Origin of the sequence: uncultured Photobacterium sp. (genome assembly GCF_947502415.1) — a bacterium.
GTDB lineage: Bacteria > Pseudomonadota > Gammaproteobacteria > Enterobacterales > Vibrionaceae > Photobacterium.
Window position 1 is genome coordinate 103335 of record NZ_CANMZV010000002.1, and the last position, 19706, is coordinate 123040.

Consider the following 19706-nt stretch of genomic DNA (forward strand, 5'->3'; position numbering starts at 1 on the left):
CCACGCTGACGCCTGTAAGTTATTTTTCAGGCTTCCATTGGCCCAGTTGCTCTAGCAATAAGTGCTTGTGGGCAACCTGCTGGCGAAGCCGTTCCAGATTTGCCTGATACTGCACCGGGTTACGACGAAGGATTTGGGTGAAGCGGGCTTCACGACTAATCAGCTCTTCGACATCTTTCTTCGGTGCCTTAGAATCCATTTGCAGGGCGGCACGGCCTTTGTTTGTCCTGCGTGGGTCGAAGCGGAACAGCGGCCACAATCCGGTTTCAACCAGAAGCTGCTGGTGCTCGACACCTTCGGCCATGTCAAAGCCATGGGTTATGCAAGGTGAGTAGGCGATTACCAGCGATGGCCCCGGGTAGGCTTCTGCTTCCTGAAGTGCCTTGATGGTTTGGTTCATGTTGGCACCCAAAGCGATTTTGGCGACATACACATTGCCGTGCATCATCATATTCAGGGCCAGATCTTTACCATTACTTGTCTTACCTTGAGTTGCAAACTTCGCGACCGCCCCTGTCGGGGTAGCTTTTGACTGTTGGCCACCGGTATTTGAATATCCCTGAGTATCCATTACCAGTACATTGACGTTGTCGCTGCCGGCAAGGATATGATCTAAGCCGCCAAAGCCGATGTCGTAAGCCCAGCCATCGCCCCCGACAATCCAGTTACTCTTGGCAACCAGGTCATCTGCGCGGTTGTTCAGTTGCTTGTGGCTGTACGGTAGCTCAGCTCGTAGTTTGGCAATGTTTTGTCTCTGACGTGTGACAGCGGCTTCGCTGCTGTCGAAAGCGTCTTGTTTGATTTGCTCTAGCAAGTCTGCCGGCAGGAAATCTGCGGCTGTTTCTAACAGGTTAAGGGCTGACTCACGTTTACTATTGAGTGCCAGGCGCATACCAAGGCCAAACTCTGCATTGTCTTCAAACAAGGAGTTTGCCCATGCCGGGCCTCGGCCATGCTTGTCGACGGCATACGGTGTTGTCGGCAGGTTGCCACCGTAAATTGACGAGCAGCCAGTCGCATTGGCAATCAGAAGCCGATCACCGAACAGTTGCGTCAGCAGTTTCACGTAGGAGGTTTCTCCACAACCAGAGCAGGCTCCGGAGTACTCGAACAGTGGTTGTAGCAACTGACTGGTGCGCGCATCAATGCGTTTAATATCGATGCGCTCAAGCTCTGGCAGATCAAGGAAGAAGCGGTAGTTTTCGCTTTGTTGTTCAATCTGTGGTTGCTTCGGTGCCATATTGATGGCTTTGCGCGACGGTTCCGCTTTGTCACTGGCAGGGCAAGCCATGGTGCAGAGGTTGCAACCGGTACAATCTTGAGGCGAAACTTGCAGGGTATATTGCTGTCCCTTGAAGTCGCGCTGCTTGTATTCAGTGTGTTTAAAGCCTTCCGGTGCGTCTTGCAGTGTTTCCTGGGCAGCTGCTTTGGCACGGATGGCTGCATGCGGGCAGACAAGGGTACAGATGTTACATTGAGTACACAGATCTTCTTCCCAAACCGGGATCTCCTGCGCAATGTTACGTTTTTCCCACTGGCTGGTAGCGGTTGGCCAGCAGCCATCAACCGGGAATGCGCTGACCGGAAGTTGATCACCTTTGTTTGCCATCATCATTGCGCTGACACGTTTGACCAGCTCTGGCGCATTTTCACTTACAACAGGCGGACGACGGAACAGGCTGGTAGCTTGTTGCGGAATCGCTACTTGTTGTAAACGGGCAACTGTCGCATCGACGGCATTGTGGTTGGCTTCGACAATCGCCGGGCCGCGTTTACCGTAGCTTTTTTCAATGGCTTGCTTTAGCTGGGAGATAGCATCTTCTAGCGGCATTAATTCGCTTAGGGCAAAGAATGCCGTCTGCATAATAGTGTTGAGACGGTTTTTCAGCCCCAGCTCGCGAGCAAGTTCAACAGCATTGATCACATAGAGGTTTAATTGCTTCTCTATGATCACTTGCTGGACTTCCCGAGGCAGGTATTCCCATATGGTTTCAGCCGGGTGCGGACTGTTAAGTAACAGGGTACCCTGTGGGGCGGCATGTTCGAACATTTCCAGCTTGTCGACAAACTGGAATTGATGGCAGGCAATAAACTCAGCCTGTTCAATTAAATACGGCGCTTCAATAGGTGCGGAGTCAAAGCGCAGGTGTGAAACGGTCGTAGCACCAGACTTTTTTGAGTCATAGACGAAATAGCCCTGAGTATGCAACTCAGTATTCTCGCCGATGATTTTGATAGTGTTTTTATTGGCACTGACTGTTCCGTCGGCACCAAGACCGTAGAAGAGGGCGCGTAAGCGGCTGTCAGGCTCGGCATCAACGTTTGTCATTGTTGGCAGCGACAGGTGGGTAATATCGTCATTGATACCCACTGTGAAGTTGTGAGTCAGCGTTTGCTCAGCCATTGCTTTGAAAATACTGACAGCATGTCCCGGATTAAATTCTTTTGAAGATAAGCCATATCGGCCACCCATAATGGCAGGCAGATGTGGGTATTGGCCATTGGCATACGCCTGCTGAATGGTTGCGATGACATCCAAATATAGTGGTTCACCAGTAGAGCCAGGCTCTTTAGTGCGATCCAGTACTGCGATTTGTTTAACGCTGGCAGGCAGAACCGACATGAAGTGCTTCAGTGAGAACGGACGGTACAGATGAACGGCTATTACGCCGACTTTACGCCCGATGCTAAGCTGGAAGTCGATAGCTTGCTGAACCGTTGATGAGGCCGATCCCATGATCACGATGACATCTGTTGCTTCCGGATGCCCGTTGTAATCAAAGAGTTTGTATTCTCTGCCGGTTTGGCGTGCAAATTGCGCCATTTTTTCGGCCACAATATCCGGGCATGCCTGATAGAAGCCATTGGCGGCTTCGCGTGCCTGGAAGAAAGTATCCGGATTTTGTGCTGTACCGCGAATGCTCGGGGCATCCGGTGTCAGTCCTCGCTGGTGGAATGCATCAACATGCTCCTGCGGGATCATTTCCCGGATGGTTTCATCGTCGATCATGGCGATCTTATTGATTTCATGCGAAGTCCGGAAGCCATCGAAGAAATGGGCAAATGGAATCCGGCTTTCCAGCGTTGCGGCCTGGCTGATTAAGGCAAAGTCATGGGCCTGCTGAACTGAATCGGCTGCCAGCATCGCAAAGCCTGTTTGGCGAACGGCCATGACATCAGAATGATCACCGAAAATAGAAAGCGCATGAGTGGCGATGGTACGTGCGGCAACATGCATGACAAATGGAGTCAGCTCGCCGGCAATTTTGTACATGTTAGGGATTTTAAGTAGCAACCCTTGCGAAGATGTGAATGTTGTCGCCAGAGAGCCAGCCATCAGTGCACCGTGGACGGCACCGGCAGCACCGCCTTCTGATTGCATTTCTATAACTCGCGGAACCTGTCCCCATAAGTTTTTTTGTTCTTGGCTTTCCCAGATTTCACATGACTCCGACATCGGGGAAGATGGCGTTATTGGGTAGATACCAATCACTTCATTGCAACGGTAGGCGATAGAAGCTGCCGCCTCGTTGCCATCCATTGTGCTATAGGTGATTGTTTTGCTTTCAACGAGCGGATTTTTAGACATAACTTACTCCAGCGAACGGGCACTGTCTATCTAGCTAAGTCTGCAACGGTAAACTTAGCTACCGCGGGACTTTAGCTTGTTGTCATTATTATGTTGAGGAGGGCTGACCTCTGAGTGGGTAGGGGGAGGTCAGCCCGCAAGGTTGATGCTGAAAGCCGATTAGGCTTCTACTACCTCAATCTGTGGTTGAGGGTTTAGCATTTTTTCCAGATCATCCTTAACGTTGCCGGTTAGCTGAAGGTTGAACTGCTGCTGCAGGAATTCGAAAATCGCTTCGTTAACAAATTCCGGCGGATTAGGACCCAAATAGATGTTCTGAATACCAAGGTTGAACAGTGCCAATAGGATAAGTACGGCTTTTTGCTCCATCCATGACAGAACAATGTTCACTGGTAGTTCATTGACTGGCACACCCATCGCATCGCTTAGCGCCAGAGCAATCATCACTGCACCGTAGCTGTCGTTACACTGGCCAAGATCCAGGTAACGAGGGATCTCTGTTCCCGGAACGGTACCGAAGTCGTGGTCGTTGAAGCGGAATTTACCACAAGACGATGTCAGGATAATGCAATCATCCGGGATCGATAGTGCTAATTCACGGAAGTAGTCGTTTGGTTTTCCTGGCTTGTCGCAGCCAGCAACAACGAAGAACTGTTTGATTTTACCTTCGTTAACGGCTTCCAGAATCTGTGGTGCCAGGCCAAGGATTGTTTTGTAGTTGTGGCCTGTCATCAGCGTATCGTCGCTGTCAAAGCCTTCAATATCCGGCAGGCTTAGCGTGTGCTCGATAATCGGAGCAAAATCGTCTTCCAGCAGGCGGCAGTTGTCGATACCGACAATGCCGTAGCTGTACAGGCGGTCGGCGTAGTTGGCACGGCCCGTAGGAGGAACGATACAGTTGGTGGTAACGATAATAGTGCCGTTCCACTTCTGGAATAGCTGTTTCTGGTCGAACCAAGCTTTACCGATGTTGCCTTTCAGGTGGCTGAACTTACGCAGCTCAGGGTAGCCATGGGCAGGTAGCATCTCGGAGTGGGTGTAGATGTTAATACCAGTGCCTTCAGTCGCAATAAGCAGACGCTCTAATAGATCAAGATCATGACCGGTAACAAGGATGCCTTTACCTTCGGCTTTGTTCTGCGGTACGCAAACGGGAGTAGGGATCCCTAAGCGACCGTGGTGGGCTTCGCCGAGACGCGACATGATTTCGCTACCCGCACCACCGATTTTCATAAGCTGCGTGATGTGTTGTTCAAAGCTGAAGTTAACATTCGTTAGTGTGAAATAGAGAGTTTCAGCAATAACGTCATCAACGGATTTAGTTTCTGCACCAAGATCATCGGCATGAGTACGGTAGGCTGAAAGGCCTTTCAGGCCAAAAATCATAATATCCTGAAGGCGAGATAGGTTTTCGTCTTTACCGCAGGTACCCTGGGTTTTTCCAGTGCTGCCACAGCCGCCAGTTTGTGCCATTGAGCACTGGTGGCAAAACATTGCTAGGTTCGACATTATTGCATCTCCTTAAAGGTGTATTTGTAGTGCATCTTTTTATGAGGGGAGGATATCGGTATCAAACCCGTCAGGTCTTTGATCAGGATCACAATCCTTAATAATAAATTGCATTTTAAATGTAACTTTATGAGCCGGTCGATAATTTCCTAAAAATGTATGGTTGTGTCAGGTTTTTGTAAAAGGAGTTGAGGTAGCTGGATCAGATATATTATGCTGTTGAGAGAAGTATCAGTAATTCATATTCACCATAATTGATGATTAGCTAGCCAAAACTACGGATGATATTTGGCTTTTTCGTGATGTAACAAATGAGTACTGGTATAACCGTGGTGAGTAGTATCGAGGTGAGTGATGAAATCATGCAAAGTGGATCAAAAGCTTCGCAGATCTGCGATTGAAGAGTCGCAAAGGCATCTTTGTGCTGTGCGAGCGAAATTTATGAAAAGATATACCGGAAACCGACACCGGAGCTCGCAGCAGGAAGCGGAACGTCCCACTCCTAATACATTTTATTGATTATTCAGTTTGATCTTATTTAGCAAAGGGCGCCTGGCGCCCTTTGTTGTTATGGAGGGGGCTTTATTAGCCAGCGAGTTTAGCCAGTACTTTTTGAAGTAGTTGAATACGCGGTTCAATAGTATCCAGCTCCAGGTATTCTTCGGCGCTATGGAATCCGGCACCGGCAGGGCCGAAGCCATCGAGTGTAGGGATCCCCATAACAGCGGTAAGGTTCGCATCAGAGCCGCCCCCCACTTCCTGCCATTTGATATCGATCCCCAGCTCTTGACCGGCTTCTTCAACAAGTGCTATCAATGCTTCAGTTTTTTCTGATGGAACCATGGATGGTTTGTGCGCTTCGCGAACAACGGTCACTGTCACTCCGTCAACAAACGGGGTTTCGGCCATTGTTCGAATTTTTGTGTCGGCATCGGCGTACTCATCGTTATCCCAGAAACGAACATCAACGACTGCCTCAGCATGCTCTGGTACGATATTTGCTCCGGCGCCCCCGTTGACAACACCAACATTCAAGGTGGTGCCAGATTTAACGTTGGTCAGCTTATTGATGCCCAGAATCCAGTTCGCCATTTCCGTGATCGCGCTGCGACCGTTTTGCGGGCCGTTACCGGCGTGAGCAGCCTTACCGGCAAATGTCAGGCGATAGCGGGCCATCCCTTTACGAGCTTTGACCAGAGAGCCATCAGCCCGAGCGGCTTCGGCAACCAAAACATTTTTCGCGTTAGTGGCGACATGTTTTAACCATTCTTCAGAGTGCAGAGAGCCGATTTCTTCATCCGGGTTCATGCAAATGCAGATAGATAGCTTGTCCAGCGTCTCTTTCTCCATGCCGCGCAAGGCATAAACAATATTCAGCAAGCCGGATTTCATGTCTGATACACCCGGGCCATAGGCACGTTTTTCATCGAACGTCATAGGGCGGGCTTGTACTGTTCCTACCGGAAATACCGTGTCCATGTGACCCATGAGCATTACATCGACGTCTTTACGATCCGGCTTGTTACGTATTTCCAGGCCCGTCCCGGCAATCCCGCAGTCAACGCGCTTCACGTACCAGCCCAGATCTAAATATTTTTTTGCCATCTGGTTGGCAATGATTTCGATGCCGTCCTTGGTAAGGGTGCCGCAGTCAACATCGATAAGCGGGCGCAGTTCTTCCAGGTATGCCTGAAGAGAAAAGTCTTGTAGTGAGTAATTCATAGTAACTCCTGAGAGAGCTCCCGAATAATCGGGGTGAATAGCTACATAAAAAAGAGGGGAGGCTCTCCTTTCTCTCCTCTTGATAAAATTGATGTGGTTATACCAGGATGTTCATAATGAACATGGCTGCGTAAGCATTAAGTACAGAAATGGCAATCATTACTGGAATGTAGCGACCTTCCGTGCCGATAGGCCCCATGACTCGACCCATGTACTGGACTTGGGAACCCATTAGATAAATGGCCGGCGCCAGGATAGCGATGTGCTGGCCGTTCAAAATCCCCTGGTCAAAAAGAGTGATGACAATACCGACAGCGCCTCCCATCGACATCCAGGCACCGATCAGTACGGCAGCAGCTTCACCAGGCAGAGCGAATACAGCCATGATTGGTGAGAACAGGCTTCCTATTGCATCCAGTGCACCTGTGATCTGCAAAGCTTTGATAATGACAAAAGCCATCAGAACATTTGGAACGGTCGATGTGGTTGCGATGGTCCAGCCTTTCTTAGCACCTTCAACGAAGATATCGGTAACCATCGGTTTCTTTGCTGTAGTCATTATGCTGTTTCCTTCTTCATTTCTGGTTGCTGTTCTTCTTTATCTTCTTTGCCTTCGGTGATGTTCAGGTACAGGCGCAAAAGATTGGCACCAACAAATTTGAAGATAAACATGATGGCGACAGCTAAACCAATGGAAGAGGTTACGGCTGGCGTACCATCCATATTGGTGAGCGTAAACAATACGGCTCCTGATGAGAAAAAGTTAACGATGGCAGCACCGGCTGAGAACTGGAACATTGTGAATACGTCAGTTTCTCGTTTGGTCAGGTGGCCTTCGTCTTTTAGCTGACGGGTCATTGCTGCACCGGCATCGGTACTTTGCAGGGATGCAATGAGAGCCAGACCAGAGTTGCCGGGAATACCCATTAGCGGGCGAAGCAGGGGAGACAGCAGTTTTCGGGCTGCGTCCAGCGCACCGTAGTGCTCAAGGACGTTGATCATGCCAAGAGCAAACATCACGGTAGGGATTAATGTCAGGGCAAACAGAAAGCCGTCACGAGCACCGCTACCGCCTTTACCACGCATTGATGTTGCTGCTGTTTGAATACCATCAGCGGTTTCGTTAACAGAATAAACCACATTACCAAACGAGCCGTTAAGTGTTGTGAAGTCAAAAACACCGTACCATTCATTTGATTGAAGTAGGCCAGAAAAAAAGACGACGGCAAAGGCGAGGGCAATGTAACTGCCAATCGTTACCTTGCGGCCTTGCTCCGCTGGATTGCTCATAGTGTAACCTCGTAGGAATCTAAAAATCGCTGCTGCGAAAATTGACAGGCTTTAATATTCAACAGTGCGATATGCGTACGTGTACTCAATGGTTGAAACGAGGCTATTTTCGTCAATTGCAATGTGAAGTAATTGATTGGGGTCAATCTGTGCTACTGAAGTGCAAGGCTTGTGGGGCGTGATTAACTATTTGTGATCTTGATCGATACTTTTGTGGTTTTGTTGTCTCTATTGACCAAGGGTGGGGTAAAGAAAAATTTTTTCCTATTTTTTTTCTTATTTATTATTAACTTAAATAATTGCTTTGTTGGTATATAAATTGTCAATATGGATATATGGAGCGCCATACAATGGTACTTTTGTTGAGTCCATGAAAATATGTTGATTATTAATAAATATTTACAAAATAATGAGAGGTGGGAGAATATTGCAGTATGTTGAGTTAACAGAATTAGTTCATAGAAACAAAAAGAGCGCCCTGAGGCGCTCTTTTTTAATCAGAGTAAGGTTTAAGCTGTTTGCTGTTGAGCGACAGCTTCACCTTCTTCAACAGGTGCTTCTGCTTTTGGTTCACAGCGGTCAACGAACCAGCCCATGTAAGAAGAAACAATGGTCACGATGATACATACAAAGCTTAGCCACATGAACGGTGCATACGAGAAAGTTGCAACACCAAGGATGCTTGCCATGTAGATACCGTTGTCACTCCAAGGCACCATCCCGGAAGTCAGTGTACCGCCGAACTCTGCGTTACGAGACAGGTTCTTACGCTGGAAGCCAAGACGGTCGTAGTTCTTCGCACAGATTTTAGGTGTCAGGATCAGTGATACGTACATTGCTGAACCGAATACGTTACCCAGGAAAGCTGTTGCGATAGTTGATACAGACAGGCTACCCGCAGAATTCACGCGTTTCTCGAATAGCTTGGCAATAGTTTGCAGAACACCAACTTTGTCCAGTAGGCCACCGAAGCCAAGACCAAATACGATAACTGCTACTGAACCCAGCATAGATGACATGCCGCCACGGTTTAGGATTGCATCGATGAAGTCTACACCAGAGCTGATAGAGAACGGTGCCCACGCAGTATTGAATGCTGCTAGTGGATCCATATCCTGAACCATTACAGCCCATGCGATACCCAGTAGAGAGCCCAGAGAGATTACAGGGAAAGAAGGCAGACGCATAGCCAGCAGTGCCAGAACGATAATTACTGGGATAAATGACAGCGGTGAAATAACAAACTGCTGCTCCATTGCGGCAATAACTGTCTCAACCTGAGACATATCTACATTACCTGCGTAGTGGAAGCCTACAGCTGTAAACAGGATACCGGTGATCACGTAGCTGATCAGTGCGATTGGCAGCATACCCTTGATGTGTTCCATGATTTCTACGTTAGACATAGAAGAAGCCAGGATCACGGAGTCTGAAAGTGGAGACATTTTGTCACCGAAGTAACAGCCAGACAGAACCGCACCGGCTGTCATTGGCGCAGGGATGCCAAGGCCTTGGCCAATACCCATCATTGCAATACCAGCTGTACCGGCTGCACCCCAAGAGGTACCTGTTGCCAGTGCTGTTAATGAACAGATAATCATTGTTGCCAGCAGGAAGATGGATGGGTGAATAGCCTTAAGACCGTAGTAGATGATAGTCGGAACGATACCACCAGCAATCCAGGTACCAACCAGCGCACCAACAGCAAGCAGGATCAATACGGCACCAAGACCATTGGCGATACCTGTTGTTGCTGCTTTTTCCAGAGATTTATATTCATGGCCGAGTTTGATACCCAGTGCCATGATAACAAACCAGCCAATATATAGAGCTAGCTGGATTGGTAGATCTAGTTTTGCGGTGAAAGAGAATGCCAGCGCAAGAAAAATACCAAGGGCAAGAATTACTTGCACAATCGATGGTAGTTTCACAGTCTGTTTGTTCATACTTCTAACCTTGTTAGTTCGAGCCTGTAAAATGGTTAAGCCCCTGAATTAAAATCAATTCTGAGACCAATAATTAATTATTTTTATGACTTAATGTCATTTATTCGGGTACTTGCGTCGTTTCAGCGCTACTTTATCTGAATGAAACAAGCACCGCGATAGATATTGTGTTTTCTGTGAACTTGTCCAACCAATGCGGCCAACATGGGAAAAAATTACATTAACTCCTTTAAAAGGATGTTAAGCATAAGTGTTTTTGTTGTGCTTTGGTTGTTTTTTAACTGTTTTTAAATGTCGCTTCCTTTTTAAATAATCCCTTGGTATTTAGGCTAAACTCCTACTGAGAGGTCTGAGATGCAGATAAAAAGCCTAAATTAGTTAAGGTTAATAGGTTATCAGAGTGTGAGATGGTTTTCAAAAAGAGTGAACTGATGCTGTTTATTATGTTAATGCTCAACTTTGTTTTTAGGGTCGCAAAATAGACATTTTTCTAGGCATAAGGAGGATGTTTGTGCGGTTTTAGTTTGTTTTCTGGCCCATATAAAGCACCGAAATGTGCAATACTGAATGGGTGAATATTGGGCAGTTTTGTGCGTTTTTGATGAAGGTTATCCCACTGTTTGCCCTTTTTTTCTTCGGTTTCTGCAAAAGTTGCTTGTTTTTCATTGCTTAAATATTTATAGATGGAAGTAGTTCCAGTCGGTAAAACTATCTGTTGCTTGTAAGCTGAATAAATAGGCCAGTTAGTATGTTGAACATGAAATTTCACATAGGGAGTATGGTAATAATGATGAAAGTTGGTCTGGTTGGTTGGCGTGGCATGGTTGGCTCAGTGCTGATGCAACGAATGGTTGAGGAAGGAGACTTCAATGTTATTGAGCCGGTGTTCTATTCAACATCACAAGTAGGTATTCCTGCGCCAAATTTTGGTAAAGACGCAGGCTTACTTCAGGATGCATTTGATATTGATAGCCTGAAAAAGCTTGATGCGATTATTACTTGTCAGGGAGGGAGCTATACTGAAAAGGTTTTCCCTGCTCTTCGTCAGGCTGGCTGGAAGGGATATTGGATTGATGCCGCATCAACGCTGCGTATGAATGAAGATTCGATTATCGTACTTGATCCGGTGAACTTGGATCAGATCAAGCAGGGCATTCATTCTGGTACTAATACATTTGCGGGCGGGAACTGTACTGTCAGCCTGATGCTGATGGCCGTGGGTGGGCTTTACCAGGCAGGGTTAGTTGAGTGGATGACCGCACAGACATATCAGGCTGCATCGGGTGCCGGTGCTAAGAATATGCGTGAACTGATCAGCCAGATGGGGGTTATCAACGACACGGTATCTAGTGAGATGGCAAACCCTGTGACTTCTATTCTGGATATAGACCGTAAGGTTGCAGATGCTATGCGCGCAGCGGACTTCCCGGCGAAAGAGTTCGGTGTACCGCTAGCAGGCTCGCTGATCCCTTGGATTGATGTGAAACGCGAGAATGGCCAGAGTAAAGAAGAGTGGAAAGGTTCGGTTGAAACGAACAAGATCCTTGGCTTTGATAACACTCCAATCCCGATTGATGGTACCTGTGTACGCATTGGCGCGATGCGCTGCCATAGTCAGGCTCTGACATTGAAGTTGAAGCAAAACGTTCCGATGGACGAAATCGAAGAGATTATTGCTTCTCATAATGACTGGGTGAAAGTGATCCCGAATGATCGTGATATAACAATGCAGGAGCTCAGCCCGACTAAAGTTACCGGCACATTGTCTATCCCTGTAGGCCGTTTGCGTAAATTAGCGATGGGTGACGACTTCCTGAATGCTTTCACTGTCGGTGATCAGCTGTTGTGGGGTGCCGCAGAACCATTACGCCGTACACTGCGAATTCTCTTGGCTGAAAAACAGTAATACCAACCAGCATAAGCGTTTGCTCATTTTGCTTGTTATTAAAAACAAAAACGCCTGCAAGATGCAGGCGTTTTTATGGGTGCTAGTTAAAGATTAAGCAGCCAGGTTCTTCGCTACGAATTCCCAGTTAACCAGTGCCCAGAATGCGTTCATGTAATCTGGACGTAGGTTGCGGTAATCAATGTAATACGCATGTTCCCATAGGTCTACAGTCAGAAGTGGTGTTACACCTTCTTCTGTTAGCGGCGTGCCTGCGTTAGATGTATTCACGATGTCCAGAGAGCCGTCAGCTTTCTTGACCAGCCAAGTCCAAGATGAACCGAAGTTGTTAATGGCTGAATCTGTGAATTTAGCTTTGAATTCTTCGAATGAACCGAATGCTTTCGCGATAGCGTCTGCTACTTCGCCTGTTGGTTCACTGCCTGCGTTAGGGCTTAGGCAGTGCCAGTAGAATGTGTGGTTCCAGATTTGAGCTGCATTGTTAAATACGCCGCCGGTTGACGTCTTGATGATCTCTTCCAGAGATTTTTCAGCAAGCTCAGTACCTTCGATTAGACCGTTTAGCTTAACAACATAAGTGTTGTGGTGCTTACCGTGATGGTACTCAAGAGTTTCCTGAGAGATATGTGGCTCAAGAGCGTTGATTGCGTACGGTAGAGCTGGTAATTCAAATGCCATTGCTCGGTTCTCCATTCTGGTATGGGGACATGCCCCGCGACATTGCTTCCAGTAGACTTCATGGTCTACTTATTATTTGAAACTGACTGATATTAGTCACATTTTGTCACTATACCTGTAGGTTATGCGACGTAATGTGATGTATGAATGTATTTTAGCAAGTTTTTACTTTATTAAAACCCCTGTATACTAAAAAATAGCACTTCAGTAAGAAATTGCTGATAAAAATACCCCTATAATTAATAGGCATTTTTTTCCGAGGCGTGACCAAGTAGAATGATGTCTGTGAAATTCAACTTATAAGTAAGCGTCGTAAGAGGAAGCTATGGAAACTATCGACAAAATTAAACAGCAGATCTCAGAAAACCCAATCCTGCTGTACATGAAAGGTTCTCCAAAACTGCCAAGTTGTGGTTTTTCATCTCAGGCTTCGCAAGCGCTGATGGCATGTGGTGAGAAGTTTGCTTATGTCGATATTCTGCAAAATCCAGATATTCGTGCAGAACTTCCTGCATATGCACAATGGCCGACATTCCCACAATTGTGGATTGAAGGTGAATTGATTGGCGGTTGTGACATCATCCTAGAGATGTTCCAGAAAGGTGAACTTCAGCCAATGGTTAAAGAAGCGGCTGAACGTCGTGACGGTGAGGCGGCAGCGGAATAATTTCCGGCCTTAATCAAATAGTGAATACGAAAAGCCCCGATTTTTAATCGGGGCTTTTTATTGTCTTGGTTTTGAAGTGGCTGTAATGATTACAGGATCATCGATGCCAGCCAGCCAAATCCAATTAACGGCAGGTTGTAGTGAAGGAAGGTTGGTACAACCGTTTCCCATACGTGCTCGTGTTGACCGTCGGCATTCAGGCCTGCTGTCGGGCCTAATGTAGAGTCAGATGCTGGTGAACCTGCATCACCCAGGGCCGCCGCTGTACCGACAAGTGCAACGGTAGCCAGTGGCGAGAAGCCGAAGGTCAGGCATAGCGGAACATAGATTGTCGCCAGAATTGGGATTGTCGAGAATGAAGAACCGATACCCATGGTAACCAGCAGGCCAACGACCAGCATGAGTAGGGCAGCAAGTGGCTTGTTATCACCAATCACGTCGGCCAGTGAGCTTACCAGCGTTTCTACACCGCCAGTGGCTTTCATTACAGAAGCAAATCCGGCCGCCGCAATCATGATGAAACCAATCATCGCCATCATGTGTACGCCTTTGGTGAACACATCGTGGGTTTCTTTCCACTTAATAACGCCACCGAAGGTGAATACCATAAAGCCAATCAGGCCACCGATAATCATTGAGCCACTATAAAGTTGCGCACCCAGGGCTGCGATAATGGCAACAGCTGCAATGTACACATGCTTCATATCGATTACGGGATGTTCCGGCTCGGTCGCCAGAATTTTTTCTTCTGAGTATTCGCGTGGTTTGCGGTAGCTAATGAAAACAGCAACAAGCAGGCCGAAAATCATTCCCATCGCAGGAAGCATCATCGCATAAGGTACTTGGTTTGCGCTCACTTCCAGGCCGTTGTCATGCAGGTTTTTCAGCAGGATGTTATTTAAGAAGATACCGCCGAAACCGACAGGCAATACCATATAAGGTGTTACCAGACCAAAAGTCAGCACACAGGCGATCAGACGGCGATCCAGCTTCAATTTTGCAAATACGTGCAGCAGTGGTGGGATCACGATAGGGATAAACGCGATATGGACCGGAATTGCGTTCTGAGAAGAAATGGCAAGAAGCACTAAAATGGAAAGAACGGAATATTTAACACCGGTCGCAGCTGCCGCATTTTCATGCCCGCTGATGCGTTTGATAACTCTTTGTGCGAGAACGTCGGTAATGCCAGAACGAGAAATTGCGACGGCAAAAGTACCTAGCATCGCGTAGCTAAGAGCAGTAGTTGCCCCGCCACCAAGGCCGCTTTCAAAAGCGGATACGGTTTCTGGTAAAGGCATCCCGCCTAATAGGCCACCTAAAATGGCACTGAAGGTAAGCGCAACAACGACATTGACTCGCATAAGTGCGAGTACAAGCATCACGCATACCGAAATGACTACTGGGTTCATAAAACTAAGATCCATCCGTTGTTTATACCAAATTGAATCATGTTCTGATCTATTCTAGCTGAATAATTATTCGTCAATTCAGTCTGGTATTTTTGCATATGTATAAAGATTATTATGATTTTTGGCTATTTTGCTCAAAACATTCAGTTTGCTGAAATTTTCCAACATGTCGAGAAAAATTTGATGTCAGAGGGGTATTTTATGGTTATGTGTTCGATGTCTTAGCCTGTCCTGAATGCAGTGCCTATACTGTTGGAGCAATTGACGCTAAGTTTAATCGCTGACAGAACAAGACGTTACTGTCATCTTTCAATAGTATTACCGTACTGATGAACCGTCAGGCGGTAACTGATAAATGGAGTTAACAATGAGTGTACTTGTAGGCCGTCCGGCCCCGGATTTTACCGCAGCGGCAGTGCTTGGCAATGGTGAGATTGTCGAGCAGTTCAACTTAAAGCAGCACATTCAGGGTAAAGCTGCGGTTGTTTTCTTTTATCCGCTCGACTTTACGTTTGTTTGCCCGTCTGAGCTGATTGCATTCGATAAGCGTTTTGCTGATTTTCAGAACAAAGGCGTGGAAGTGATTGGTGTTTCCATCGATTCCCAGTTTACCCACAATGCATGGCGTAATACCGGCATTGACGATGGTGGTATCGGTCCTGTTCAGTATCCGCTGGTGGCTGACACCAAGCATGAAATTTGTCAGGCTTATGATGTTGAGCACCCAGAAGCCGGTGTGGCATTCCGTGGCTCGTTCCTGATCGACAAAGAAGGTGTTGTTCGCCACCAGGTCGTTAATGATCTGCCTTTGGGCCGTAATATCGATGAAATGCTACGTATGGTTGATGCATTGCAGTTCCATGAGTCGCACGGCGAAGTTTGCCCGGCACAATGGGAAAAAGGCAAAGATGGAATGGACGCCTCACCAGAAGGTGTGGCTAAGTACCTGTCTGAACATACTGATGATTTGTAATTCATTTACGAATTAGCGAGATAAAAGAAAGGCTAGCCGGATGGCTAGCCTTTGGGGTTGGAGTCTAATATCTGGTTTAGTTTGAGACTAGACTTTCGATATCAGGATGTAAGAAATCCAAGCGCTCATCAGATGCAAATTTACCTTCGCTCAAGAAGGTTATTGATTTTTTCTGCATGTCAGCAATTGGATGACTATCATTTGGTGATTGTCCTAGAATAGCTGCATGGTGACTAAACTCATCCTTGTATAGCGCAGCATTACGTTGCTTCGTGTTTACGTTAGTTTCTTTGCCAATGATATAAAATGGTGTCTTCTTGCTATTTGTAATTAACGGTAAAGTACCCGCTACCATTGACTTGACAACAGAATTGGTAATTGGGCCATTAGGTATTACCGTATCACCTTCAGCCACCGACAGGTAGATTGGTGTTTTGATTTGGTTAATTAAGTTAGCAGGATCTACGGTGTCCAGTACTGTCTGAGCTGCCATAGCGAAGGAATTAAAGAACAGTACATCACATACTGGATCTGGTAATTGCTTACATTTTTTCGCTTTAAATGGTTGGTAACCATCACTTTCTTTTAATGCTGTTTTGATTGTCTTACCGTAAAGTTCTGAATTGAACAAGAAGTATGCAAGGCCGCCTCCCGGAACATCAAAGTGGGTGCGGCTTACACCAAATAATGTTGTCTCTTTTTCGATATCAACACTATCCGTATTTTTATCAAATATGACAGGTTTATTAATGGTAGCAGTATAGCCAATACCAACAATTCCCCCTAGAGAGACGCCGACATAACCAACGCCCTTACTACTGTCGTTGGTATCTAGAGATAGTTTACTGAGTTGTTCACCGTATATAGGTATAATGTTAGCAGCGCCTTTAGATTTCTCTTTGGCACCAAACAGAAGCCCCAGTGATGTTCTCAGACTAACGAGGTCAGCAATAGACTGACGAATATTGTCCCTTGCGACTGGTAAAGATTCTAGGTTCATGTAGCTTAGCATTTGAACTTTAGGATCTTTAGTGTTGCCATGCCAGCGCTCACCGTGTAATGGCAGGTCAATGGCGATTAATGCCTGACAGGTTGTTGACAAGGTTTCTTGAGCATAGTTGTCAGCGCTATTTTTATTACCGCCAAACCCATGAGTAAATATACTTACAGGGATATTACTATCATCTGAACATAGACCAGGTTTTGGCATGTACAGGTTATACGGCACATCAGCAACGGACCGTAATTGAGGTATTGGGCTGTATTGAGTAATCAGTCTTTCTTTATCCAACTGAACTGTGTGGCCGCTGTCAATATAGAGTTTCTTATTTACTAGCTTTTTGATGACCGACTTTAATGTAGACTTGTCTTTTGGGTTCTCTTTTAGTGCATTTATTTCTTTATTCGTAATGCCAATCTCTGGCCCCATCAGTTGGGTCAGTAGGAGTTGACTGGTTGCATCTTCCTTCTTCAGCACATTTAAGATCTTGAGAAGACTTGGTGTCGCACTACTCCAAGGCGTGGTTAGGTATTGCTTAGGATCTGTATTATCACCCAGGTAATATGGCAGTTTGACTGTTCCGGAATACTTGGTTACTACGTCTGTCGCTTTGGGGTTTTCTTTATATGTTTCTTCCTCTTTGGGTATTGTGAAAGAGAACAGTCTTGTTGTTCCTGCTGTCTCTGTTGCAAGAGCAATTGCTGCTTTTGTTGCGTATAGTGAGTTACCTGCAGAGGCTGTAGGGAACCAGGTTGAGAAGATAATATTATCTTTGTTGACTCCAGTTGTTGCTGCGATGGTGTTTTCTGTAAGGTGAACAAGCCCTTGAGGCTTATCTAGCAGTTCAGAGATAGGCTTATTTTTGTCTTTTAATATGGCATAACTTTGACTCATTCCTACAGAATTGTTATCTGCGTCTTTTAGGTGATTAGTTATTGCAAACATATAGTTCGCTGATGGTTCTAGTGGGCGTAACAAAGAAACAATTAATTTAGTCCCGGATGTTGTTACAAAATAATCTTTACCAGAGCTTAAGGCTTCAGGCTTTGTTGTATCTGAATCTAATAGAGGATTAAATGACTTAATTAACACAAAGCCGGCATTTGCGGTTTCGGTTTTTAGGTCGCTACCGTGAAAGTCAATGGTAATTGGCTCAAGAATACCCCAGCCATCGGTTTTACCCATGGCTGTTTTGGGATTTTTGATAAAGTTTTCAGAGTAATTAGGGTTTTTCTCTCCATCCTTAAAGATAAAGTCATCCGACGCTAGTGTTCCATCAAAAGTATCAACACCAAAGAAAGATGGGAAATCTACTTTCTTTTCTTCACTGAGTATATCAAAGATGATTTGGGTCTTGGCTTGTAAGCTTTTTTCGATCACTGGATCAATCGATGGGTTACCGCTAAGTTCGCTTTCGTTACCACAACCATATAAGCCAACGCTTGATGCAATCAATACGGCTAATACATTCTTTTTCATAGTTTATTCCTATCATTCAAATCGTTATGCAAACCAGGTGGTTTTGCTGAATTAGTTAAAATTTGTAATTGATTTGAGCGGCACCGATAATAGCCCCTCCGGAAGAAGTGAAAGTGGTGTCATCTTCTTCGAAGGTGGTTTCTTTGCCGTCTAGATAGGTAAATGCTAAATCGAATGAGGTATTCGGGCTGAAGGTATAGGTTAAGCCAGCTGAGTACCAGTAACGATCAGTATCAGGAATACTCAGGGTTGAGCGGCCGGCTTGTTCGTCGAAGGCAAAACCGGCACGAAGCATCCAGTCAGGATTGATTGTGTAAGTTCCACCAATTGAGTAGCGGAAGTTATCGTCGTAGTCTTCATCTTTCAGCATGCAGATCCCATTATTGCACTGATCGCTGGTTGCTCGCAGTTCTTCAAATTTGCTGTATTGGATCCATTGCACACTATACTGAACTGCCCACTGATTAGTTAACGCATGATAACCGGAGAATTCAGCAATCGCCGGTAATACAACATCGAGTTTACCGGTGACAACATTATTATTAGCGTCGGTAATACGGCCGGTGGAATCAGTAAAATCACCTTCAAAATCTAGATCTACTTGTGAACGGTAACTCAGGCCAAAACGGTGATCGTCATTGACTTCATAGAGCGCACCAATGTTCCAGCCCCAGCCAAAGGTATCCCCTTCCATCTCAATGCTCTTATCACTTGCTTTACCACCAAGTGCAAGAGCTAATTTTGTTCCTTTATGACGTTCAAGTTTGGCATCGCCGTAAACCAAGCTAACGCCGCCACCAATACTGAAATGGTCATTAATTCTGAAAGCAACATTCGGGTTAACATTAAAGGTTATTAAAGATGTCATACCGGCTGCGGTGCCATTGTTAAAGTCATCCGGGTAGTCGGTTGAAACACCATAGCTGGAAAACAGTGCCAGCCCGGCCGCGAGGTGCTCATTAATTGGATGAATATAGTAACCGCCAGGAACAGCAGCTAAAGGTGCGATATCCTTGGCTGTTTGACCGAATTTCTTGTCTTCAACATCAATGTCCGGATCGATGATGGTTAAGGCACCAGAAAGCTCTGCGGTTTTGAAAAGAGTCATCGCGGCTGGGTTGCGTGCCAGTACAGATGCGTTATCGGCAACTGCGGCTTCCCCTGCAAATGCTCTACCTAAGCCAGACGCGGAATGTTCGTTTACCTGATAGCCGGCAGCGTAAGCATTAACAGACATTAATGCGGCTGTGACGGCGATGGTGGCTAGTTTTAATTTGTTGGACATTATTATTTTGCCTCTTTGATTTGCTTCTTGTTCTTCGTTCCGTGAAGGAAAACGAGCTTGTTGTAATAGTTTCATAGGCTTCAAGTAACACAGGTCCTATGCACAGCGATCAGAGCAAGGCATGTTGCTCAGACATGGTGATTTATATCGGTAGGACATAAAACAAACATGCCGATGCTGGCAGTCTTCCATAGAATCAAATTGAAACGATATGAAACAGTGCTAAGCAGTATAAGGATTCAGATAAGGA

Annotated in this window: 14 protein-coding genes; 3 read left to right on the forward strand and 11 right to left on the reverse strand. The window is 46.1% G+C overall.

Annotated features, from left to right (window positions below; translation table 11 throughout):
• Nucleotides 1-19: 19 nt before the first annotated feature.
• The 7 genes from nifJ to Q0852_RS02960 all read right to left on the reverse strand — a co-directional run bounded on the left by nifJ (nucleotide 20) and on the right by Q0852_RS02960 (nucleotide 10825).
• Nucleotides 20-3589 carry a pyruvate:ferredoxin (flavodoxin) oxidoreductase gene (gene nifJ / locus Q0852_RS02930; RefSeq protein WP_299013603.1) on the reverse strand — a complete coding sequence of 1190 codons (3570 nt, stop codon included), beginning with the start codon at nucleotides 3587-3589 and terminating at the stop codon, nucleotides 20-22.
• A gap of 159 nt (nucleotides 3590-3748) precedes the next feature.
• The gene (hcp, locus tag Q0852_RS02935; protein ID WP_299013605.1) at nucleotides 3749-5098 is read right to left on the reverse strand and encodes a hydroxylamine reductase; all 1350 of its coding nucleotides are present in this window, start codon (nucleotides 5096-5098) and stop codon (nucleotides 3749-3751) included.
• 585 nt (nucleotides 5099-5683) lie between these two features.
• Nucleotides 5684-6820, reverse strand: coding sequence for a M20 family metallopeptidase (locus Q0852_RS02940; protein WP_299013607.1), 1137 nt, complete (start codon nucleotides 6818-6820; stop codon nucleotides 5684-5686).
• Nucleotides 6821-6917: 97 nt separating this feature from the next.
• A complete protein-coding gene (locus Q0852_RS02945; protein ID WP_299013609.1) occupies nucleotides 6918-7379 on the reverse strand; it encodes a YjiG family protein in 462 nt (153 codons plus the stop codon).
• Nucleotides 7379-8110, reverse strand: coding sequence for a nucleoside recognition domain-containing protein (locus Q0852_RS02950; RefSeq protein WP_299013611.1), 732 nt, complete (start codon nucleotides 8108-8110; stop codon nucleotides 7379-7381). Before Q0852_RS02950 ends, Q0852_RS02945 begins: the two co-directional genes overlap by 1 nt.
• 509 nt (nucleotides 8111-8619) lie before the next feature.
• Nucleotides 8620-10056, reverse strand: a complete 1437-nt coding sequence (nhaC, locus tag Q0852_RS02955) for a Na+/H+ antiporter NhaC (protein WP_299013612.1) — start codon at nucleotides 10054-10056, stop codon at nucleotides 8620-8622.
• Nucleotides 10057-10546: 490 nt separating this feature from the next.
• Nucleotides 10547-10825, reverse strand: coding sequence for a hypothetical protein (locus Q0852_RS02960; RefSeq protein WP_299013613.1), 279 nt, complete (start codon nucleotides 10823-10825; stop codon nucleotides 10547-10549).
• Between the two features lie 21 nt (nucleotides 10826-10846).
• On the opposite strand from Q0852_RS02960, the gene asd reads away from it, so the two are divergent.
• Entirely contained in the window at nucleotides 10847-11962 is a 1116-nt protein-coding gene (asd, locus tag Q0852_RS02965) for an aspartate-semialdehyde dehydrogenase (RefSeq protein WP_299014293.1), read from the forward strand.
• A gap of 93 nt (nucleotides 11963-12055) precedes the next feature.
• Here asd and sodB read toward each other — a convergent pair whose 3' ends face one another.
• Complete coding sequence (gene sodB, locus Q0852_RS02970; RefSeq protein WP_299013614.1) at nucleotides 12056-12640, reverse strand: superoxide dismutase [Fe]; 585 nt, start codon at nucleotides 12638-12640, stop codon at nucleotides 12056-12058.
• 325 nt (nucleotides 12641-12965) lie between these two features.
• Between sodB and Q0852_RS02975 the strand changes: the two genes are divergently transcribed.
• Complete coding sequence (locus Q0852_RS02975) at nucleotides 12966-13307, forward strand: Grx4 family monothiol glutaredoxin (protein ID WP_299013615.1); 342 nt, start codon at nucleotides 12966-12968, stop codon at nucleotides 13305-13307.
• 89 nt (nucleotides 13308-13396) lie between these two features.
• Here Q0852_RS02975 and Q0852_RS02980 read toward each other — a convergent pair whose 3' ends face one another.
• On the reverse strand, nucleotides 13397-14719 hold the full coding sequence (locus tag Q0852_RS02980; RefSeq protein WP_299013616.1) for a Na+/H+ antiporter family protein: 1323 nt from the start codon (nucleotides 14717-14719) through the stop codon (nucleotides 13397-13399).
• A 367-nt stretch (nucleotides 14720-15086) separates the two neighbouring features.
• Between Q0852_RS02980 and Q0852_RS02985 the strand changes: the two genes are divergently transcribed.
• On the forward strand, nucleotides 15087-15692 hold the full coding sequence (locus tag Q0852_RS02985) for a peroxiredoxin C (protein WP_299013617.1): 606 nt from the start codon (nucleotides 15087-15089) through the stop codon (nucleotides 15690-15692).
• 76 nt (nucleotides 15693-15768) lie between these two features.
• Here Q0852_RS02985 and Q0852_RS02990 read toward each other — a convergent pair whose 3' ends face one another.
• A complete protein-coding gene (locus tag Q0852_RS02990) occupies nucleotides 15769-18171 on the reverse strand; it encodes a lipase (protein ID WP_299013618.1) in 2403 nt (800 codons plus the stop codon).
• A gap of 55 nt (nucleotides 18172-18226) precedes the next feature.
• Nucleotides 18227-19456 carry a porin gene (locus Q0852_RS02995; protein WP_299013619.1) on the reverse strand — a complete coding sequence of 410 codons (1230 nt, stop codon included), beginning with the start codon at nucleotides 19454-19456 and terminating at the stop codon, nucleotides 18227-18229.
• Nucleotides 19457-19706: the final 250 nt, after the last annotated feature.

What these genes read in the sequence shown, in the direction of transcription:
- nifJ (WP_299013603.1), bottom strand. Translation starts at nt 3,589, where the DNA reads ATGTCTAAAAATCCGCTCGTTGAAAGCAAAACAATCACCTATAGCACA.
- hcp (WP_299013605.1), bottom strand. Translation starts at nt 5,098, where the DNA reads ATGTCGAACCTAGCAATGTTTTGCCACCAGTGCTCAATGGCACAAACT.
- Q0852_RS02940 (WP_299013607.1), bottom strand. Translation starts at nt 6,820, where the DNA reads ATGAATTACTCACTACAAGACTTTTCTCTTCAGGCATACCTGGAAGAA.
- Q0852_RS02945 (WP_299013609.1), bottom strand. Translation starts at nt 7,379, where the DNA reads ATGACTACAGCAAAGAAACCGATGGTTACCGATATCTTCGTTGAAGGT.
- Q0852_RS02950 (WP_299013611.1), bottom strand. Translation starts at nt 8,110, where the DNA reads ATGAGCAATCCAGCGGAGCAAGGCCGCAAGGTAACGATTGGCAGTTAC.
- nhaC (WP_299013612.1), bottom strand. Translation starts at nt 10,056, where the DNA reads ATGAACAAACAGACTGTGAAACTACCATCGATTGTGCAAGTAATTCTT.
- asd (WP_299014293.1), top strand. Translation starts at nt 10,847, where the DNA reads ATGAAAGTTGGTCTGGTTGGTTGGCGTGGCATGGTTGGCTCAGTGCTG.
- sodB (WP_299013614.1), bottom strand. Translation starts at nt 12,640, where the DNA reads ATGGCATTTGAATTACCAGCTCTACCGTACGCAATCAACGCTCTTGAG.
- Q0852_RS02975 (WP_299013615.1), top strand. Translation starts at nt 12,966, where the DNA reads ATGGAAACTATCGACAAAATTAAACAGCAGATCTCAGAAAACCCAATC.
- Q0852_RS02980 (WP_299013616.1), bottom strand. Translation starts at nt 14,719, where the DNA reads ATGAACCCAGTAGTCATTTCGGTATGCGTGATGCTTGTACTCGCACTT.
- Q0852_RS02985 (WP_299013617.1), top strand. Translation starts at nt 15,087, where the DNA reads ATGAGTGTACTTGTAGGCCGTCCGGCCCCGGATTTTACCGCAGCGGCA.
- Q0852_RS02990 (WP_299013618.1), bottom strand. Translation starts at nt 18,171, where the DNA reads ATGAAAAAGAATGTATTAGCCGTATTGATTGCATCAAGCGTTGGCTTA.
- Q0852_RS02995 (WP_299013619.1), bottom strand. Translation starts at nt 19,456, where the DNA reads ATGTCCAACAAATTAAAACTAGCCACCATCGCCGTCACAGCCGCATTA.